15 protein-coding genes are annotated in these 19,511 nt (G+C 30.2%); 5 read left to right on the top strand and 10 right to left on the bottom strand.

All coding sequences use genetic code 11. The features are described 5' to 3' along the window. Positions 1–282: 282 nt before the first annotated feature. Positions 283–1,581, bottom strand: a complete 1,299-nt coding sequence (locus CQA53_RS00155; protein WP_115542008.1) for an RNA polymerase factor sigma-54 — start codon at positions 1,579–1,581, stop codon at positions 283–285. 462 nt (positions 1,582–2,043) lie between these two features. On the opposite strand from CQA53_RS00155, the gene pyrC reads away from it, so the two are divergent. Both pyrC and CQA53_RS00145 read left to right on the top strand, forming a co-directional pair. Continuing rightward, positions 2,044–3,150, top strand: coding sequence for a dihydroorotase (pyrC, locus tag CQA53_RS00150; RefSeq protein WP_115542007.1), 1,107 nt, complete (start codon positions 2,044–2,046; stop codon positions 3,148–3,150). A gap of 2 nt (positions 3,151–3,152) precedes the next feature. Further along, positions 3,153–4,472, top strand: a complete 1,320-nt coding sequence (locus tag CQA53_RS00145; protein ID WP_115542006.1) for a hypothetical protein — start codon at positions 3,153–3,155, stop codon at positions 4,470–4,472. Positions 4,473–4,581: 109 nt separating this feature from the next. On the opposite strand, the gene CQA53_RS00140 is transcribed toward CQA53_RS00145, so the two are convergent. Both CQA53_RS00140 and CQA53_RS00135 read right to left on the bottom strand, forming a co-directional pair. Then, entirely contained in the window at positions 4,582–5,256 is a 675-nt protein-coding gene (locus CQA53_RS00140; protein ID WP_115542005.1) for a bacteriohemerythrin, read from the bottom strand. Positions 5,257–5,280: 24 nt separating this feature from the next. After that, entirely contained in the window at positions 5,281–5,919 is a 639-nt protein-coding gene (locus CQA53_RS00135) for a bacteriohemerythrin (protein ID WP_115542004.1), read from the bottom strand. Positions 5,920–6,225: 306 nt separating this feature from the next. Here CQA53_RS00135 and CQA53_RS00130 point away from each other — a divergent pair, with 306 nt between their 5' ends. Next, positions 6,226–7,149, top strand: coding sequence for a peptidyl-prolyl cis-trans isomerase (locus tag CQA53_RS00130; protein WP_245945521.1), 924 nt, complete (start codon positions 6,226–6,228; stop codon positions 7,147–7,149). Between the two features lie 169 nt (positions 7,150–7,318). Then, complete coding sequence (locus CQA53_RS00125; protein ID WP_115542003.1) at positions 7,319–8,383, top strand: tetratricopeptide repeat protein; 1,065 nt, start codon at positions 7,319–7,321, stop codon at positions 8,381–8,383. 83 nt (positions 8,384–8,466) lie between these two features. Here CQA53_RS00125 and uvrA read toward each other — a convergent pair whose 3' ends face one another. From uvrA to CQA53_RS00090, 7 genes are all read right to left on the bottom strand, one after another. Next, a complete protein-coding gene (gene uvrA / locus CQA53_RS00120) occupies positions 8,467–11,268 on the bottom strand; it encodes an excinuclease ABC subunit UvrA (RefSeq protein WP_181882295.1) in 2,802 nt (933 codons plus the stop codon). A 372-nt stretch (positions 11,269–11,640) separates the two neighbouring features. Next, on the bottom strand, positions 11,641–12,276 hold the full coding sequence (locus tag CQA53_RS00115) for a superoxide dismutase (RefSeq protein WP_115542001.1): 636 nt from the start codon (positions 12,274–12,276) through the stop codon (positions 11,641–11,643). A 307-nt stretch (positions 12,277–12,583) separates the two neighbouring features. Next, positions 12,584–13,528, bottom strand: a complete 945-nt coding sequence (locus CQA53_RS00110) for a hypothetical protein (protein WP_115542000.1) — start codon at positions 13,526–13,528, stop codon at positions 12,584–12,586. A 19-nt stretch (positions 13,529–13,547) separates the two neighbouring features. Next, positions 13,548–13,775: a hypothetical protein gene (locus CQA53_RS00105; RefSeq protein ID WP_115541999.1), complete on the bottom strand. Its 228-nt coding sequence runs from the start codon at positions 13,773–13,775 to the stop codon at positions 13,548–13,550. A gap of 248 nt (positions 13,776–14,023) precedes the next feature. After that, positions 14,024–16,342: a ferrous iron transport protein B gene (gene feoB, locus CQA53_RS00100; RefSeq protein WP_115541998.1), complete on the bottom strand. Its 2,319-nt coding sequence runs from the start codon at positions 16,340–16,342 to the stop codon at positions 14,024–14,026. A gap of 351 nt (positions 16,343–16,693) precedes the next feature. Continuing rightward, positions 16,694–17,278 carry a D-sedoheptulose 7-phosphate isomerase gene (gene gmhA / locus CQA53_RS00095; protein ID WP_115541997.1) on the bottom strand — a complete coding sequence of 195 codons (585 nt, stop codon included), beginning with the start codon at positions 17,276–17,278 and terminating at the stop codon, positions 16,694–16,696. A gap of 236 nt (positions 17,279–17,514) precedes the next feature. After that, complete coding sequence (locus tag CQA53_RS00090; protein ID WP_115541996.1) at positions 17,515–17,799, bottom strand: hypothetical protein; 285 nt, start codon at positions 17,797–17,799, stop codon at positions 17,515–17,517. A 316-nt stretch (positions 17,800–18,115) separates the two neighbouring features. Between CQA53_RS00090 and CQA53_RS00085 the strand changes: the two genes are divergently transcribed. Continuing rightward, positions 18,116–19,306, top strand: a complete 1,191-nt coding sequence (locus tag CQA53_RS00085) for a glycosyltransferase family 2 protein (RefSeq protein ID WP_245945519.1) — start codon at positions 18,116–18,118, stop codon at positions 19,304–19,306. The last annotated feature ends 205 nt before the right edge of the window (positions 19,307–19,511 follow it).

The following is a 19,511-nucleotide window of genomic DNA, read 5'->3' as shown; positions in this document are numbered from 1 at the left end:
TTGAAAATTTGACATTTCTGCAATAAATCGTATTAGATAAAATATGCAGTGTTTTTTCTATGCCTATATTTTGACTCTTATAGATCTTGCTTTTCCTGATAAAAGTAAGAAAAATTTTGTAGAAATATTACCCTCAAAAAACATAATTTCGTATCTCCGAAAGACTTTTCTTTTTCCAATTTTTCTAGTACTCCTAAATAACTACTCATGAATTTTACCTTAAAATATATTCTTATTTAGAATGGTTATTTGTAAAATGTATCATATATTTTAGTAACCAGGTTATATGCTCATTGCATACATGCGTTTGCGTTGGCTTGAGCCTAGAATCCCAAGTTGTTTACGATATTTTGTAATTGTGCGACGAACCATTTTGAGATCGAATTTTTTTTCGATTAGTTCAAGAATCTTAATATCAGAAAGTGGCTTACATTTATCTTCATTGTTTACAAGGTCACTTAAAAACTCTTTAATGCTTGCATTAGAAGTATCACCATCGATGGCTGTTGTAAAAAAGCTCTTAATAGGGAATATTCCACGATTGCATTCTAAAAATTTGTTAGCAATAGCGCGAGAAATTGTGCTTGGAGAATGTCCAAATTCATCTGCTAAATCTTTTAGTTTCATTGGTTTAATCTCACCACCCATGAAAAAATCATATTGGTATTCAATAATCATTAATCCAATTTTGCGTATAGTTGCTTTTCTCATATCAAGTGCATCAACCAAATCTCTTGCTTCTTTCAATTTTGTTTTAAAATAAGAATCTTCTTCAACATTTTTTAACTTCGGTTTTTCAATTATCATGCTTGGATAATATGAATCATTGAGTGCAAGCTCTATATTATTGTTTTGCTGAATGATAATTATATCAGCGATAACTGCACACGAATCTTCCTGAAAATCAAGGCTTGGAATACGACGAAAATCTCGAATAACTTTCATAATTTTTTCATAATTTTTATATTTTTTAAATTTTGTATGTTGTTCAAGATTTCTAATAATTTGTAAGGCAATGTCATAATCTGTATCTTCTAAGTTACTTATATCAAGTTGAAAAACTAAACTTTCTTCTAAATTTTTTGCACCAATTCCGCTTGGCTCTAAATGACAAAATCTCTTTCGCACACGTTCAATTTCAGCTTCATCACACTCTATCCCATCTCTTTGCAAATCTTGTATGACTTCCTGTATATCGCAATCAAAAAAACCTTCACTATTAAGATTCCCAATAATTGCATAAGCGATTTGCTGACTCCGTTGTGTCGGGAATAATGGTGAACTGATTTGTTCTTCAAGTGTTTCTATAAGTCCTTTTTCATAGATTGTTAAAAGCTCAATTTTATCTCCTATCGAATTTTTTGCACTATGCATACTTCGTTGAGGTGATTTAAGTGGGGTAAGTTTATTTTGCAGACTTGTAGAAAATGCTGATTGAATTTCAATATATGGATTATCTTCACTAATCTTGCCTAACATTTCTTCTAATTCATTAATTGGGCTTTGCAAGATTGGCAACCAACTCTTTAGCGTGGAAGATAATTTGGACTTAACAGCAATATTTTGCCTTAACTTTGCCATCTGAAAATAATCCTTCCTTGAATTTTAAGCTTTTGGAATTGTAGCAAAATATCAAGCGATTAACAATAAAAAATTTTGGACTTCTTATAAATATATGAATCTTTTCGTGATTTTTTATATTTTTTAAAGAATATGTTTCATATTAGATTTTAAATGAATGATTTTATCTGTTTAGCTCATTGTCAGAAATTATTTGAAAAGAAATTTATTAAAAAATTCATAACAAGAAAACTTAAGGATTCTATGGGATAAATAAGGTGTAATTTATTCCTTTGTGTTATAATTGCTCATTTGGATTACATTAAATTCTTTGTTTATAATAGATTATTTTTTAGATTTTTATTTAGTAAGCAACATCAAAAGAGTTGAGTATAAACGAAGTTATTATAAACTACAAGAAGTCCATGAATATTATCAATATCTTGCTCTATTCTTAGAAATGTAAAAAATGAAGGAAAATTTATGGATACAATTACTCTCACAAATCCAATAGACATGCACATACATTTGCGTCAGGATTCTTTATTGCAAGCTGTTTTACCTTATAGTGCTTCTTGCTTTAGTGCTGTGCTTGCTATGCCAAATCTTAATCCACCACTTTTGAATACTCAATCAGTCTTGGCATACAAAGAAAAAATTATGATGGAATGCGATTTTGAGAAAGCATATAATATCATTTTACCACATATAAATAATCAGAATCCTCAAGCCAACCTTTTAAATATACAACAACATTTTGTGCCAATCATGAGTCTTTATGTGCATGATAATTTAACTCTTGCAGAAATACAAAAAGCAAAAACATCTGGTATTAAGATTCTCAAACTTTATCCAAAAGGTGCAACAACAAATGCGGAGAATGGAATGAGCGAGGTATTAACCCCAAACTTTTTAACACTTTTAGAGGAAGCCCAACGACTTGGTATGATTCTTAGTATTCATGGCGAAAGCAATGGTTTTAGTATGGATAGGGAGCGTGAATTTTTATTTATATTTGAAGAATTAGCAAAGAGTTTTCCAACACTAAAAATTATCATTGAACATTTAAGCGATAGGCATTCTATTGAAATGGTGCATAAATATCCCAATCTTTTTGGGACAATTACCCTACACCACTTATTGCTTACCCTCGATGATGTGATTGGCGGAAAGCTCAATCCATTCATGTTTTGCAAACCTGTTGTTAAGACACCAAAAGATAGGGAAGCGATTTTAGAAGTTGCTTTAAGTGGAGATTCTAAGTTTAGTTTTGGTTCAGATAGTGCACCACATACAATAGAGGCAAAAATGAATGGTGCTGCTGGAATCTTTAATGCACCAATACTTTTGCAGGCTCTTTGTTCACTTTTCGATAAACATAAAAAAATAGAAAATCTCCAAGACTTTGTTAGTTGTAATGCTCTGCAAATTTATGATATTTCTCTTCCTTTTGTAAAACATGTTATTTTACAGAAAAAACCATTTGTTTTTGGTAGACAAATTTCAACTCAAGTTGGTGATATTGAAGTATTTATGGGAAATGAGATATTGGATTACTGCATTGCTGATATTCGTACAGAAGTTGCATAGTAATGAAAATATTAGATTTCCTCTTTTATTTATTTTTATGTTTGATTGTGGGTATTGCACTTTTTGTATATGATTTACATTCTGATTTATATTTTCCAGCTACATTTATTGATGATAGTGTATCGTATGAAGTATATGAAAAAGATATTCTAGAAGTCCCTTTTGAGCATATACAATCCGTAGATATAACAAAACTTAATGAGAGCAACTACCTCATTTCATGTTTTGAAGGGGATACCCAAAAAGATTCTAATCTCTATGGTATTTTGTTTTCGCCAAATAAATATTCTATCCAGACTTATGATAATAAATGGCAAAATATTGCTGTAAATACAGAAGTTTGGGGGAATCTTCGCATACTTGCAACACAAGATATGTTGCTTTCAAAAATTAAACAAAAAATATATTCTTTTAGTGCTCCTATATTACAACAAGATAAAGAAACACTTTATTTATTTTTAAATGCTAGGAATCTTGCACATTTGGCAACTTCAAGAATCCATATCTTTCGCACAAATCTTCATGATGTATTGAAATATTTACAAGATTCACATATTACACATTCCTCATTGAAAGAATTACAAATGATAAAAGAAGAAAACAAACCACCAGAATTTGATTTTTATGGAAGAGTATTACTAGGGTCTTTAGCAAATCTGAATTATTTTCTCTCAACAAAGATTCTGGAAGTTTATCGAGATATATATAATGAAAATTTTATTTTACCCCTTTATGCAAAATTTTATGAATATATTAATTTTTTCGGCATTTTTGATTCTAATTTTAAACTACAAGAAGTAATCAAGCCGCACAACAATTCTCACCTCTATAAACCAATCATTGCAAAAGTTCCTCAAGGACATATTTCAGAGATGAATAAATATACAAGCACAATGAATAATTCACGCTCATGCCTTGCACTTTATCATAATGCACAAATACACAAGGAACATTCTGCAAATTTGCATTTTCAGACATGTGAGATTAACAATGGTATTTTTGAATTTCAACCATTAAAAATAAGTCATAATATAGAAAATATTGGGGATTTAAGTCTTGCAACATTTGGTAAGTATGTTATTTTAGTTTATACAAATGTTACTCATTCTATGTTACAACTTGCCATATGGAATGGAGAGGATTTTATTACAATTCAACAAATTGAAAAAAATCAAAAAAGTGAATTTATTAGCCCAAATATTATCGTTCATGGCTTACATGCTTATATAGTTTATGCCGATAAGCAACAACAAAAAGTGATGGTGGTTACACTTAATGAGCAGTATATTGATAATCTCATGTCTAGTCATAATATGAGGTAGATAATTTCTATGATAGAAATTAGCAAAAATAAAATTATTCCGTAATTACAATTATGTAAATACATTTTTAGTAAAATGTATTATATATCAAGTAGAATTCAGAACACCATTACATTTTTAAATCATTAATATAAGTAATATTTGTGTTACAATGCTTACAATGAATCTTGCTACCTTTTTGAATCTTTGCATGAATTTCTGGTGAAATATTATATACTTTACCGCACATACAGCTATAAATATGCAATACACTATTCTTGTTTATTGCTTTTGCCTCATTAATATTTGGATTATTTTCTGGCTTACTTTGTATGGAATATTCAGATTCTACAAAAGAATCATCAAGCATTTTATCTCTAGCTTCTTGATTGTGCTTCGCGTGTTTTCTTCTTTGTTCTAGTATTTCTTGCTGATATTCACCAATTCTTATGTCATCTTGCAAAATATGTTTTAAAAGCCATTGCTCTGTAATGATGGCAAGTTGTTGTTTAAAATCATGTTTCATATTTTTCACAAGCAAAGTCATTTCCGAGATAATCTCTCTATGCTTTTCTTTGTGTGTTTCAAAATATGGAAACTTGATACTTGCCATATATGCTTCTTCATCGCGAAAATGTGTTTTCATATACTCAAACAATGCCATAAGAACTTTCTTGATTTCAGCTACTTCTGTTTGTCTGCCAATCATATTATCTGCGATATTAGCAAGCTCAAAGAGCTTCTTATGTTGCTCATCAATTAGAAAATTATGAACACTGTATTCATTGCTCCATTTGGGCAACATATTTATTCCTTCGTTATTATAGAATTATGAGGCTTCTATATCTGTAATATACTTAATAAAGGTCGTGCAGTCAGGACATTTTACTGCTTCTCCCCCTTGAATCTTTGCATGAATTTCTGGTTGAATATTATATGTTCTACCACATAAGCAGGTATACATATGCATTTTTCCTTTTGCTACTTTACCTTTTTTATTTTCCATGACAGATTGTTGCAATAACTCATCATTTTTGTTGGGAGCATCTGCTGTTTTTGTGGCTTGTTTTTTTCGAGCTTCATTCATCTCTTCACAATATTCTGCATAGCCCATATCATCTTGTAAAATATGTTTTAAAAGCCATTGCTCCATAATAATGGCAAGCTTTTTTTTAAAATCAAATTCCATATTTCGAACAAGATGTGTCATTTCTGAAATGATAAATTTATGCTTATCTCTATGTGCGTCAAGCATTGGATACTGAATGCTTTCCATATATGCTTCTTCATCAGAAAAATGAGTGTGCATATAATCAAATAAGGCTGCCAACATTTTCTTAATTTCCGTAGGATTGGTTTGTTTCGTAACCATATTATGTGCCATATTTGCTAACTCAAAAAGCCTTTTATGCTGCTGATCAATTAAATAATTCTTTACGCTATACTTATCATCCCATGGTAATAACATAATAAAACCTCCCTTAGTATTCATCTTTTTATGCTGTTAAGCTCTTTATTTTACCTTTTTTGAGTTTAAAAAAAGTTTAATTCTAGTGAATTTTATAGAAATTTTATTTTATATATTTATTTTTTTATCAAAAATACCTCTCATCGCACACTATAATAAATACTTATGGAAGAAAATATTGCATAAGTTCAATGAATATTTTACAATGTTTAAACTATTCTTATATGATTTCTTTATATTTTTAGAGTGTTTGAACAAAATAATAATTTTATAATGACTAAAATTAGTTTTTACTCAAGGATAGAAATGCGAAACAAAATTCTTACAATATGCTACCTTTCATTTACTTGTATTGCATATACAGATACAATAGAATCTCCAGATAATGCAATGAGTAGCATAAACAAATCTCCAATTGCCTCAATAGCTCCCATCGAATCAAGTAATGCCAAAATAGTTGGAGGTATTGCACTTTTCGTAGATGGTGAACCAATTACTATATATGCGATCCAGCAAGCACAAAGAACACTGAATACTGACAAATTGCGGGCAACCGACTTTTTAATTATGGAAAAGTTAAAGAAAAATGAAATTAAACGATTAAAGATTGAAGTATCAGATTCTCAAATAGACACGCAGATTAATCAAATCGCTCAACAAAATGGTATGAATCTCGATCAATTTTACACGGCTGTAATCAAAGAAGGCATGAATCTTACAGAATATCGATCAAAATTAAAAGAACAAATACTTACTCAAGAACTTATGCGAAAAATTCTTTTCTCAAGTAATGTTGGGCAAGAAGATGAGTTGAGAAAATATTACAATGAACATTCTCATGAGTTTGTCATTCCAAAACAAGTTGATAGCACAAAATTTGTAAGCACCAGCAAAGAGTCACTAGAAAAATTTAAACAACAAGGAATAGCAAGTGCATTACCAAATAATATTGCGAAAGATAATGAAATAATTGATTTAGAATCATTACCTCCACAAATTGCAGATGTTTTATTAATTACTCCCGAGAAAAGCTTTAGTCAAGTTCTTGAAACAGGAGATGGTAACTTTGTAACATTTTATATTAATAAAAAAATTGATACAAAACGTGTTGATTTCGATCAAGCAAAAAATTATATTGCACAAAAACTGATGATGAATAATCAAGAAAAAATTTTACACGATTATTTTGAACGCGTGAGAAGTAGCTCTAAAATTGTATTTGTGCGTTAACCTTATCAAAATGTTCTCTATTTAGAATCTCCATTGCTATCAAAGATTACATGGAAGAATATGTGTATATTACAATTAAATTTTAGTTAATAGTTATACAAGAATTAAGTATAATTGCTTCAGAATAATCCTCTACATCTCTCTATAATAGTCAGATTAAGGAAATAATATGCATGATTTTATCAATATTTATAGAAATCCTATATTTGGGATTCTTATGCTTTTATGCATCGTAATTATTATTGCTTTTGCAGATTCTCTTAAAGCTAAAAGAAATCGTAAAAAGAAGCGAGATTCTCTTAATAATCTGAGTAAAAATTTTCAAAATACCGATATAAGTCAGAATCTCAAAAGCTTTATGAGTTACGCCAAGAATCCAACACCAATGTTGCTTCTTGTTGCAAAAACTTATTCTAAAGCTGGCAACCATGAACAAGCTATTGCAATTTATAAAATATTGAACGAATATAGCAATAATGTAAATGAAAAAATTGAAATCTTGGAATCTCTTGGAGAAAGCTATTATAAGGCTGGTTTTTTGGAACGTAGTAAATCAATCTTTGCGGAAATTTTACAACATTATCCCTACAATATGGCAATTTTAGAACATTATATGAGAACATGTGAAAATCTAAAACAATATAAAGAGGCACTTGAAGCACTCAACTGTATTAATGAAATTTATAATAATCAATCTTATATAGCCCATGAATATAATAAAATTATACAAACAAGAAACTATCTAAAAACAATGCAAGTCATAAGTGATCATCGGATAGATTTACTCACTCAACAAGAAAAATTACTGGAAATTTATGAAAAAGATAAAAATCTAAGAAATCTTATTCTGCGACATTTTAAACTTTACAATACCGGTTTATTTTGGCAAAAAATTCTTGAAATAGAAGAGATATACCCATATACAGATATTTTATGGCATTTTCAAAAACATGAAATACCATTTGATTCTATTGTTCAACATCCACAACTTCTTAATATTTATCGTGCAAAAGGTTTTTTAGGAAAAGAGTATTCTCAAATTGAGTGCTTCCCATTAGAAGTCTTGCAATTATTGCATTTGTATTCATATACAAAAGGAAATCTTGAATTTACTTATCGATGTAAAATATGCAATGGAACAAGTCCATTTTATAGTTATCGTTGCTCGATTTGTGCTGAAATCAATTCTATTGAACTTATTATGAAACCAGTCCAAGAAATAAATCTATTATAGATTTTTTATAAAATTTATAATTTTTTTCTACACTCAACAATCAGTAAATAATGTATTGCATGATTATTAACAATAACAATCGATTATTTCTTGCACTCTTTATAGAGGAATTCTGCTGTATAACTCCGACTTTTTTTACGATTTTTAATCAAATCTTGCACTCTACCACAATCTACCACTAATCCACCTCCACTTCCCCCTTCAGGTCCCATATCAATGATATAATCTGCATTTTTAATAACATCAAGGTTATGTTCTATTACTACCGCAGAATTTCCGAGACTAACAAGATGGTGAATAACGCCGGTAAGCTTATCAACATCAGCGAAATGCAACCCTGTTGTAGGTTCATCAAGAATATAAAGTGTCTTCCCTGTATCTTTACGACTTAGCTCTTTGCTTAATTTTATTCTTTGAGCTTCACCACCACTAAGGGTAAGTGAGCTTTGCCCAAGCTTAATATAACCAAGCCCCACTGCCTGTAAAGTTTTTAAACGATTGTGAATTTTTGGAATCTTTGCAAAAAATTCAATTGCTTCATCAACACTCATGTTCAAAACATCTGCAATATTTTTTCCACGATAGAGAATCTCAAGCGTTTGTGCATTATAACGTGCACCCTTGCAAGAATCACATTGCACCATTACATCGGGAAGAAAATGCATTTCAATTTTGATTTCACCCTCACCCTGACATTTTTCACATCTCCCACCTTTCACATTAAAACTAAAACGACCTGCACTATATCCTCTAATTTTTGATTCTTTTGTTTCGACATAGAGATTACGAATGTCATCCATCAACCCTGTATATGTGCTAGGATTACTACGCGGTGTGCGCCCAATAGGACTCTGATCAAGATAAATTACTTTATCAAGATTCTCTAATCCTTTAATTTCTACACCATTATTTGCCTTCGTTTTTTTTCTATGATTAAGTAATTCCTGTGCCACAGGCAACAATGTTTGCAAGATTAGGGAGCTTTTGCCACTTCCACTTACTCCTGTAATACACACAAAGTTTGATAATGGAATCTTCACACTTACATTATTGAGATTATGTAATGTTACTTTGCTCATTTCAAGCCATTTGTCTTGAGTGCGATTATAATGGTAAGAAATTTCTTTTTGTCCATTAAGATATTGTGCTGAAAGTGTCTTTGTCTTTAGCAAATCTTTCACACTTCCGCTAAAAACGACTTCTCCACCATAAATTCCAGCTCCAGGACCAATATCTACAATAAAATCTGCATTTAAAATAGTTTCCTTGTCATGTTCGACAACCAACACTGTATTTCCTTTTTCTTGTAGTGATTTTAAGGTTTTAATAAGCTTGAGCGTATCCCTTTCATGCAGTCCAATACTTGGTTCATCAAGCACATACATTACTCCTGTTAAACCACTACCTATTTGACTAGCAATACGGATTCTTTGGCTTTCTCCACCGCTAATACTACGAGCATCTCTATGAAGTGTGAGATAACCCAATCCCACATCATAGAGAAAAAAGAGTCTTTCTTTAATTTCCTTAAGAATCGAAGTGGAAATCTGTTTTTGTTGATTGCTAAGATAATCAAAATTTTCAAAATCATTAAAAAACTCATAGCAATTTTGTATTGGCATATTGATGATTTCAGCAATATTTTTATTGGCAACCTGCACACTAAGAGATTGAGGGGTTAGTCGATTGCCCTTGCATGAAGGACAAGTCTTTTCTACCATATAATCTGTTGCATCATCTTTTAAAATATCAAGTGCGATTTGCAATACACCACGCCATATTTGCTTAATTTGAGAATTTCTCCATTGCACCTCAATTTGTTTGGTGCTACCATAAAGCAGTGCATTTTGTGTTTCCAGATTTAAATCATTAAAAGAATCTGCAGGATTAATATTATATGCTTTGCAAAATCCCTCAAAAAGTGCATAATAATAACTTTTATTAAATCCAAAAATAAATTTCAGCCCCCCTTTATTCATTGGCTCATTTTTATCAACAACGCAATTTGTATCAAGACTATATTTCATACCAAGTCCACCACATTCCTTACATGCACCTTTTGGAGAATTAAATGAAAAAGCAAGAGGTTCTAATTCTTCAAAACTTACCTTGCAATGGAAACATGCCAAGTGTTCGCTATAATGAATTAACTCGTTTTCACTTTCATCATGCAAAATTTCTACCTCAATTTCGCCATAAGATTCTTTTAGTCCAGATTCTATGGCTTGTGCGATTCGCGTTTTGTTTGAATCATTTAATACAACACGATCAATAACTAAACTGATTGTATGTTTTTTTGTTTTTGTAAGAGTAATTTCTTCATCAAGTCGCGTAATAACACCATTGATTTTTGCACGAATATAACCCTTTGCACGCAAAGATTCTAACTTATCATGGAAACTCCCCCTTTTCTCTTTAACAAGTGGCGCATAGATGATAAGCTTAGAATCCATAGGTAATTTTAATACCTCATTAATAATATCTGTTGCACTCATTGAGCTAATTTTTTCACCACAAACATTACAATGTTGTTCTCCTACACGAGCATACAAAAGGCGTAAATAGTCATAGATTTCAGTGATTGTTCCAACCGTTGAACGTGGGTTTTTAGAGGTCGTTTTTTGGTCAATTGCAATAGCTGGGGTAAGCCCTTCTATTTTATCAACATTTGGCTTTCCAACCTTATCAAGAAATTGTCGCACATAACTTGAAAGAGATTCGATATAACGTCTTTGCCCATCAGCATAAAGCGTATCAAATGCGAGTGTGCTTTTTCCACTACCACTAAGTCCTGTAAAAACAATAAGTTTATTTTTAGGTATTTTCAAATTAATATTTTTAAGGTTATTTTCTTTTGCCCCTGTTATTGTAATGTAATTTTGCATAATAAATCCTTAGAAATTGATTTTAATTTATTTATAAAATCATATAATTTATCTGTTTTAAAATACTAACATTTATGAATGAATTTCAATCTAATTTTGCTAAGAAAATAATAAAGTTTTGTAAGTTTTGAATGAAAGTATTATGAAAGAAATTTTAAATAAAGTTATACAAAAATATCATATAATTACTAACTTTATAGTTATTGTCAGTTATTGATTTGTGCTTGATTGTTTCAATAACATTCTTTTATTATCATTTAAACCTTAAAAGATTATGAAACAATCAAAGCAAAAATTTTGAGTATTATAAAAACATTTTATTAAGTTATTCGATTTAATGAAACTTTATATATTTGTCAAAAGTTATATTAATTATTTTTTATGAATTTCATTCATATAAAATCTAATTGATTTTGTTCCTTCTTTTTTTGCCCATTCATAAGCTTTAGAAACAAACGCCCAATGAATATGGGCAAAAAACTTTTCCAAATATACAGGACGAGCGTTTCTGTGATCAATATAATAAGCATGTTCCCACACATCAACTACTAATAATGGAATCTTATCTTCTGTAACCGGTGTAGCCGCATTACTTGTTTGCACGATTTCTAACTTATGGTTTGCAGGATTATAAACAAGCCAACACCAACCTGCACCAAAAAGCGTTGTGGCTGCTTGGAGAAACTTTTCTTTAAATCCTTCAAGAGATCCAAACTCTGCAGTAATCGCATCTTGCAATTCTTGACTCAATGCACTAGAACTTGGTGTAATACAATCCCAATAAAAATCGTGGTTATAGACTTGTGCCGCATTATTAAACAATCCACCACTTGATTTTTTTATAATATCATAAAGCTCTGCATTTTCAAACTCACCACCTTTAATTAAATTATTTAAATTTGCAACATAAGTATTATGATGTTTTCCATAATGATATTCAAAAGTTTCTATTGTTAAAAAATCTTTCATAGAATCTTTTTCATAAGGTAATTTTCGTAATTCAAACATATTATCTCCTAAAAATTAAAATGTCCTAAAATTATAATATGAATTATTTAATTTTCTCATATTTGTAGTCTTATTTTTTGCTAAAATCAAGACTACAATAATATTTTTCATCGATATTTCTCTGATTTATTAATAATATAAGAACTATGTTGGAATCATGCAAATAGAGATTGAGGGTATCATCTACTATAATCATCACTACATAAATATACTTTGAATATGTTTTGCTCAACAATTATCCCAAATTATTCCCAACATTATGGTGTATCTAGTATGCCTATACTTTTACTTCTCTAAAGTAGAAAACTTAATTATAACTATCTAACCAACTTGCTATCGCATGAGATATGTTTAATCCACTTAATGTCTCAATCCACATCCATTGCCCAAAACAATTAATTTCTAAAAATATCCATGTATTATTTGGCATGACAATAAAATCTATTGCACCATATTTAAGCCCCATTTGTTGAGAAAATAGATTTACTTTCATAGCAATTTCTTCTGGTGGTTTTATAGCTTCATGCGGTGTATGAGCTAAATCATATTTACGCCAATCTATATTTGCTATCTTTGATTGTTGCGAATCAATTTTGCAAACAAAGTGTTTGTTCTCTACAAAGGTATAGCGAACTTCATAAGATTTACTTACATATTCTTGCAAAAGAATGGGATTTTGTCTTGCATCAAAGTCATCAAAATCACTCTGACTTATTATATTTGTGTAGATACCTTTTAATTTTTCATTTTTAAGATAGAAATCTTGATTGAATACTTTAAAGATACTTTTTTGTTGTTTGAGGAAGTTGATACATTGTTGCTTTTTATTGCTGACTAACATTTTGGGTAATTGAAAGCCAACTTCTTTAGCCACCATAATTTGATAAAATTTGTTTTCACCAGCATAAGCTTCTTTGAGAGGATTAAGTGCTGGAATCTTTTTTAAATATGCCCAAAGCCCATTTAAAATAGCGTTCCATTCGTTTTTAAAAAGCCTAAAATGTATATCATTTTGTAATTCATATTCTTGAGAATTGAGTTCAACAAAAGCTCGTCTAAACCAAATACAAGATATTTCAGTTGATTTAATCTTAGAATCTTGGAAAATAATTTCCCATTTTTCACCATCAAAACTTAAACTTGTATTTTGTAGTGAAGCAATATCAAGATTCAATCTAAAAAATGCCTTATTTAATTGAGAACATACTAAATCAGCATGTGCGTCAAAGACATCACTCACAACAAGAATCATGCTACAAGCCTACATCAAATTATACAACTTTCAAACCCTCATTTGGTCTATCACTATCTTTCTGATTATCCCTCTGATCTTTATATGTGCTTTGCTGTGTAGCTGTGGGAGCACCACTAGCAAAAACATCAGTAGCATTATTCGCAGGTTTCCAATCCCATTGACCATTTACGCTATTGTCTTCATGTATATCCTCTAAAAACTTACCTGCAAATACCTTAATTCCAAAGCTATGATTCATACTCATATTGTTCCTTATTATTAAATGATTTGTAGCAGAATGTTATCAAAAAAAAAAGATGTCAATATGAATTGAACAATTTTTTACAATATTTTTATTCATAATTTAACATGGAATAATTGAAGCAATTTTATTTTTTGTTTCACTAGGGGCAATGAAAGTATCGCCAAACAATGTAAATCCAAACTACCAATCTATTAAAAGATATATTTCAGTTTTTGGTGAATGTTAATTTTGAATTTAAATCATGATTCTTAAATATTAAGAATAAATCTTGTAATCTCATGTCCGACATACGCAAAAAAATATGCAACACCTGTTGTAAAAATCAACAAATAAAATGTATATATTTTTTTTCCACTTTCGTATGCAAAAGTTGCCGTAGCAGCAAAACATGGGATATAAAGCATAATGAATAAGATAAAAGCAACTGCACCAGGCAATGCAATATGCTTTCTCAATGTCTCTTGTAATGCAAAGTTGTCATCTTCTGAATCAACAACTTCATCGCCCAAAGCATACAGTACACCTAAAGTTGTAACAACCATTTCTTTCGCAGCAAAGCCAGTAATAAGTGATACAGACAACCTCCAATCAAAACCTAATGGAGCAAACAATGGCTCCATTATATGTCCTAATCTGCCAGCAAAACTATATTCTAATTGTTTTTCTTTCATTTCATTTTGGAGTATTATGAGAGCTTTTTTAGTTTCTTCTTCACTTAGGATTTTATCGTGAAAAATATCTATTTGGGAATCTTTTTGTTGCATTTTTGTAGTATCATCTAGCATAAAAGATTCTAACCCTAAATCGCGTAAAAGCTTGTTCTTATCAAAAGTTTGCAAAAAATCAAGTGAATTATTACCAGAATCTTTTTCATTAATGTCTGGAACACTCTGATTGAAATCTTGTTTTTCATGTATATCTATATCAGAAGATTGAATATCTTTTTTGCCTAAACTTTCAATAAAAGCCATTTTATTGCTATATTCTTGAGCGATTGAATTGCTTTGTGGAAAACTCGCCAATGCCCACACAAACACTGCACCAATCAGAATCACACTTCCTGCTTTTCGTAAAAACATATAGCTCTTACCCCAAACGCTAAACCATATGACTCGTAAAGTTGGTATGCGGTATCTTGGCATATCCATGACAAAAGGTTCCGCATTTCCCTTGAATACAAGTTTTTTAAGCACCCAAGCAAGACATAAAGCAATTAATACACCACCAACATAAATTGCAAACATAATGATACCTGCATATTTTGTAGCAAAAAATGCACTTACAAAAAGTAAATAAATTGGCATACGTGCACTACAACTCATAAAACCAATAATAAAAAGTGTCAGTAATTTATCCCTTTGATTTTGTAAAGTGCGTGTAGCCATATAAGCTGGCACACTACACCCAAAACCAAGAACTAACGGGACGAAACTCCTCCCATGCAAACCAAAATGGAACAATAAACCATCAAGCATAAATGCAATGCGTGCCATATAACCACTACCCTCAAGAAGTGTAAGTCCTAAAAAAAGTGTAGCAATAAGCGGTAAAAATCCAACAACTGTCCCAACACCATTGATTACACCATCTCCAATTAAAGAGCCAAGCAATTCATTGTGAATTATTGTTTTACTCCAAGTAGCCAATGGTCCAACAACTTCGTCCATAAATAAATCTTGTAAAAATTTCCCTAATTCAAAACTTACCTCAAATACAATAAACATGGCAAACAAGAAAATCGGAACGCTCCAAAATCTATGCAACAAGATAGAGTCTAATGCTTTTGTATATTTTCCACGATGTGCTGAATTTTTCTGTACAGAAGTAGCAATATTCCTTGCTAGTAATGCATTCTGACTCGTGATTGTTATGGTATTAAAATTTGTTTTGCGGTCTGTGTTTGGTAGTTGAGAAAAGTTTTTCAGTAAAGGTTTATTTGTTTGATTATTCAATTCTAAATTATGATTTATTTGTGAAATATTCTCTATCCTATCATTCAAACTAGGAGATTCTTTAACTTTTATAGTATTGTTCATAGAATCTCTATTGCATAAAGAAGTTTGTTCATAAAGTGCAATTATGCCATCAAGTAGCATATCAAGATTATGTTCTTTTACAGATGATACCGCACACACTTCAAGACCTAATTGTTTGGATAATAACTCTATATCAATTTCTAAACCATCGTTTTTCGCCTCATCAATCATATTGAGTGCAACAAAGATTTTTTTGTTGGTTTGTTTCTGCAATTCTTTAAGTTGCAAAGTAAGAATAAGATTGCGTTCTAAATTCGTAGCATCAAGGACATTTAGAATCACATCATAATATTCATGAAGAAGAAATTGCTTACAAACTTTTTCTTCCATTGTATAGCCATTCAATGCAAAGGTTCCGGGTAAATCAACTATATTTATCATATAATCTTTATGATGAAATGTTTTTTCTGCTTTTTCAATGGTTACACCACTAAAGTTCCCTACACGCATTTTTGCTCCGCTAATTGCGTTAATTAACGAACTCTTGCCAACATTTGGTTGTCCTACCAAAACAATAGTAATTTTTTTCATGCTTTTTCCACTTAAGTTATTAATGATTTTTGCTCTTAATTTTATCTACTTTTTGTTAATTTAAAAAAATATCAATATGTTTATAAGTTTATAAAAAGAAGTGGTTGTGTTTTTAGGGCATAAAATTTTTATTATGAATCTCTTCAATAAGACTTAGATTGAATGTGAAAGTTTTGTATATGAGAAAATACTGCAAATATTTTTTGTTCGACATTAATATGAAAAGTTATAAAATGTAAAATAAATTACAATTAAAAACTAGATTCTGGACAAATGATTATACACAATGACTTACAAGAAAGTATATCTTTATCTCAAGAATAATCTAATTTTTACATACAAAAGTAAATATTATTGTTCTATTTTCTCCATGAAATTCCTTTCAATAATCTCACAAAGAATATGGATACATAGAATATGCATTTCTTGAATGCGTGGGGTATCATTACTTGGAATGATAATATTATAGTCAGATACACTCTTCATCTTACCACCATCTCTACCTGTTAGCGAAATCGTTAAACAACCAATCCTATTCGCAGTTTCAAAAGCATTGATAACATTTTTGGAGTTGCCACTTGTTGAGATTCCAAACAAAATATCTCCTTCATCAAGGAGAGCTTCAGCCTGACGGCTAAAAACATATTCATACCCATAATCATTCGCTATGGCAGTTAATGCTGAAGTATCTGTGCTAAGTGCTATTGCCTTAATCCCCTTGCGTTCCCTTTTGTATCTTCCTGTAAGCTCTGCTGCAAAATGCTGACTATCTGCGGCACTACCACCATTTCCACAAATAAGTAATTTCTTGCCATTTTTTAATGTTTTTATAATGGCTTTTGCAACATCGTGCAGAGTTGATGAAAGTTCATCAAGACTTTTTTGTGCTACTTCTACATGTGTTTGCATTTCTTTTTTTACTAAAGTTAAGCTCATATTGACTTCCTTATTCTCATAATTGAATTAAACTATTTCTTAAATATTACTATAACTTAGTAACGATCAATAAACATCTCTAAATTTGCTATTAAAAACATTTAGCATAATGCATAAGTTAAGTAATATTTAAGTAAATGGTTTCTTGAAATCTTGTTACCTAAAATCAAACACTCAATAACATATATAGTTATTACTTATAAATATATTTTAAAAATATTTTCATAAGTAATAATTTATTCAAAATAATATAATTTTATTTTCCCCTGTGTTTCGTATAACTTAAGTTGATACTGAATCTGCTTATTCGTAGAAAGCATGTGATTTCGTCCCCGATCTACTTTTATCATATCAAAAAGATATTGATTGGTGTTTTGAATATCAGAAATATCTTCTCGCTGCATTTCTTGTGAAATATCATTTTGAATAATCAATAAGAGTATAAATGCAAAAGACATGATTATTAGTGCAAAGGCTATGTCAATGCTAAGAAATGCTTTGCTTATTTTCATTTCCTGCATATATTTACTCCGTAGCTTAACTTAAACTATATAAATGAGTTATAACAAAACTTCAAATGAGAGTCTTAAAAGTTTATTTAAATTTTATCATAATATTATATTTACTAAGTAGTATTTCATAATCTATTGGTTAATAATAAATTTGTTATTATTAGTGCTTTAATTTTGTAATCTGTATGAGAACATTACCCTTGACCCTTGAAATTTAACACTTTATATTGCTTAATTAGCAATATAAAGCTAAAATTATATCTAATATTTAAGTTTTTAGAATCTAAAATACAAAAATAAAGGCTATGGTTTATAAGGAGCTATTGTGGAAATATATGAATCTGAGAATAACTATAACCCCAGTATTTCAATTGTTGTACCCTGCTATAATGAAGAAGTTTCTTTACCAAAATTTTTAGACGAAATTATTAAAACTATGAATGGTGTGCAAGAAAGAATATGTAAATACTTTAATACTGCAAACAATATACCTTTTTATGAATTTATCTTTGTAAATGATGGTAGCAAGGATAAAACATTGGAAATCTTGCAAGATATGCAAAAAAAATATAATACAGATATCCATACAAAGCAGCCACCCATTCAAACTACAAACAACATATCAAATGCAACACAATCTAACACTGAGAATCTTAATGAAACCGCTGTTCTTAATAATTTTGTCATTCGTACCTTTTCACTTTCACGCAATTTTGGCAAAGAAGCTGCAATTTTAGCTGGTTTAAAGAAAGCACGGGGCGAAGGAGTAATTTTACTTGATGCAGATTTACAAGATCCACCAAGCCTCATTCCTCAAATGATTCAAATTTGGTTAGAATCTAATCGTCAAACAAAAGTTATATATGCTCGTCGCACAACGCGTGCGGGAGAAAGTAAGATTCGTGCGATACTTAGTGAAGCATTTTATAAAATTTCAAATTTTATGTCTGAAGTTAAGATAGAATCAGGCGTTAGAGATTTTCGCCTCATGGATAGAGAAGTTATTAATTCATTATTACAAATGGGTGAGTATCACAGATTCTCAAAAGCAATGTTTGCATGGGTTGGTTTTAAACGAGAATGCTTAGAATATGAATATATACCGCATTTTAAAGAAGCATCAAGTTGGAGTTTTTGGAAACTTTTTAAATATGCTATCGAAGGTATCATTAGCTTTAGCACAATGCCATTGCGTTTTGCATTTATTCTTGGTTTTATCATCAGCTTTGGAGCATTTATTTATGGTTCTTATCGATTTGTCTTTACATTACTTTATGGTAATCTTGTACCAGGATACCCTAGCCTTATTGTCCTAATTAGTTTTATTGGCGGTATCCAACTTATTGTATTAGGTGTCATTGGTGAATACATTGCAAGAATTTATGAACAAGTAAAAATGCGACCAATTTATATTTTAGAAAATTTCCAAACAAATTTACAAAGCAATCATATTGTAAATACAGAATCAAAACAAGATTCAATAAAAGATTCGATTATAAGTGCTAATATTCATTAGAATCAAACAAGAGTTATTCAATATTTATTTGAATATATGAAAAGATAAAATATATTTCTTATTTTTCGTAAAGGGAAACAACATGGTATCAGATGTGATAATATAACATGGGAGACACAAAATAGAATCCTTCAATGTAATGCTAAAATAGAATATAAATAATTTAGAGAAAGATTCCGCAAATCTTCATAAGAAAGATGTCAAG

Source organism: Helicobacter didelphidarum (assembly GCF_003364195.1).
In the GTDB taxonomy this organism is placed as follows: Bacteria; Campylobacterota; Campylobacteria; order Campylobacterales; family Helicobacteraceae; genus Helicobacter_A; species Helicobacter_A didelphidarum.
Note: the sequence above shows the minus strand (reverse complement) of the source record. Positions and strands in the feature narration are given on the sequence as shown.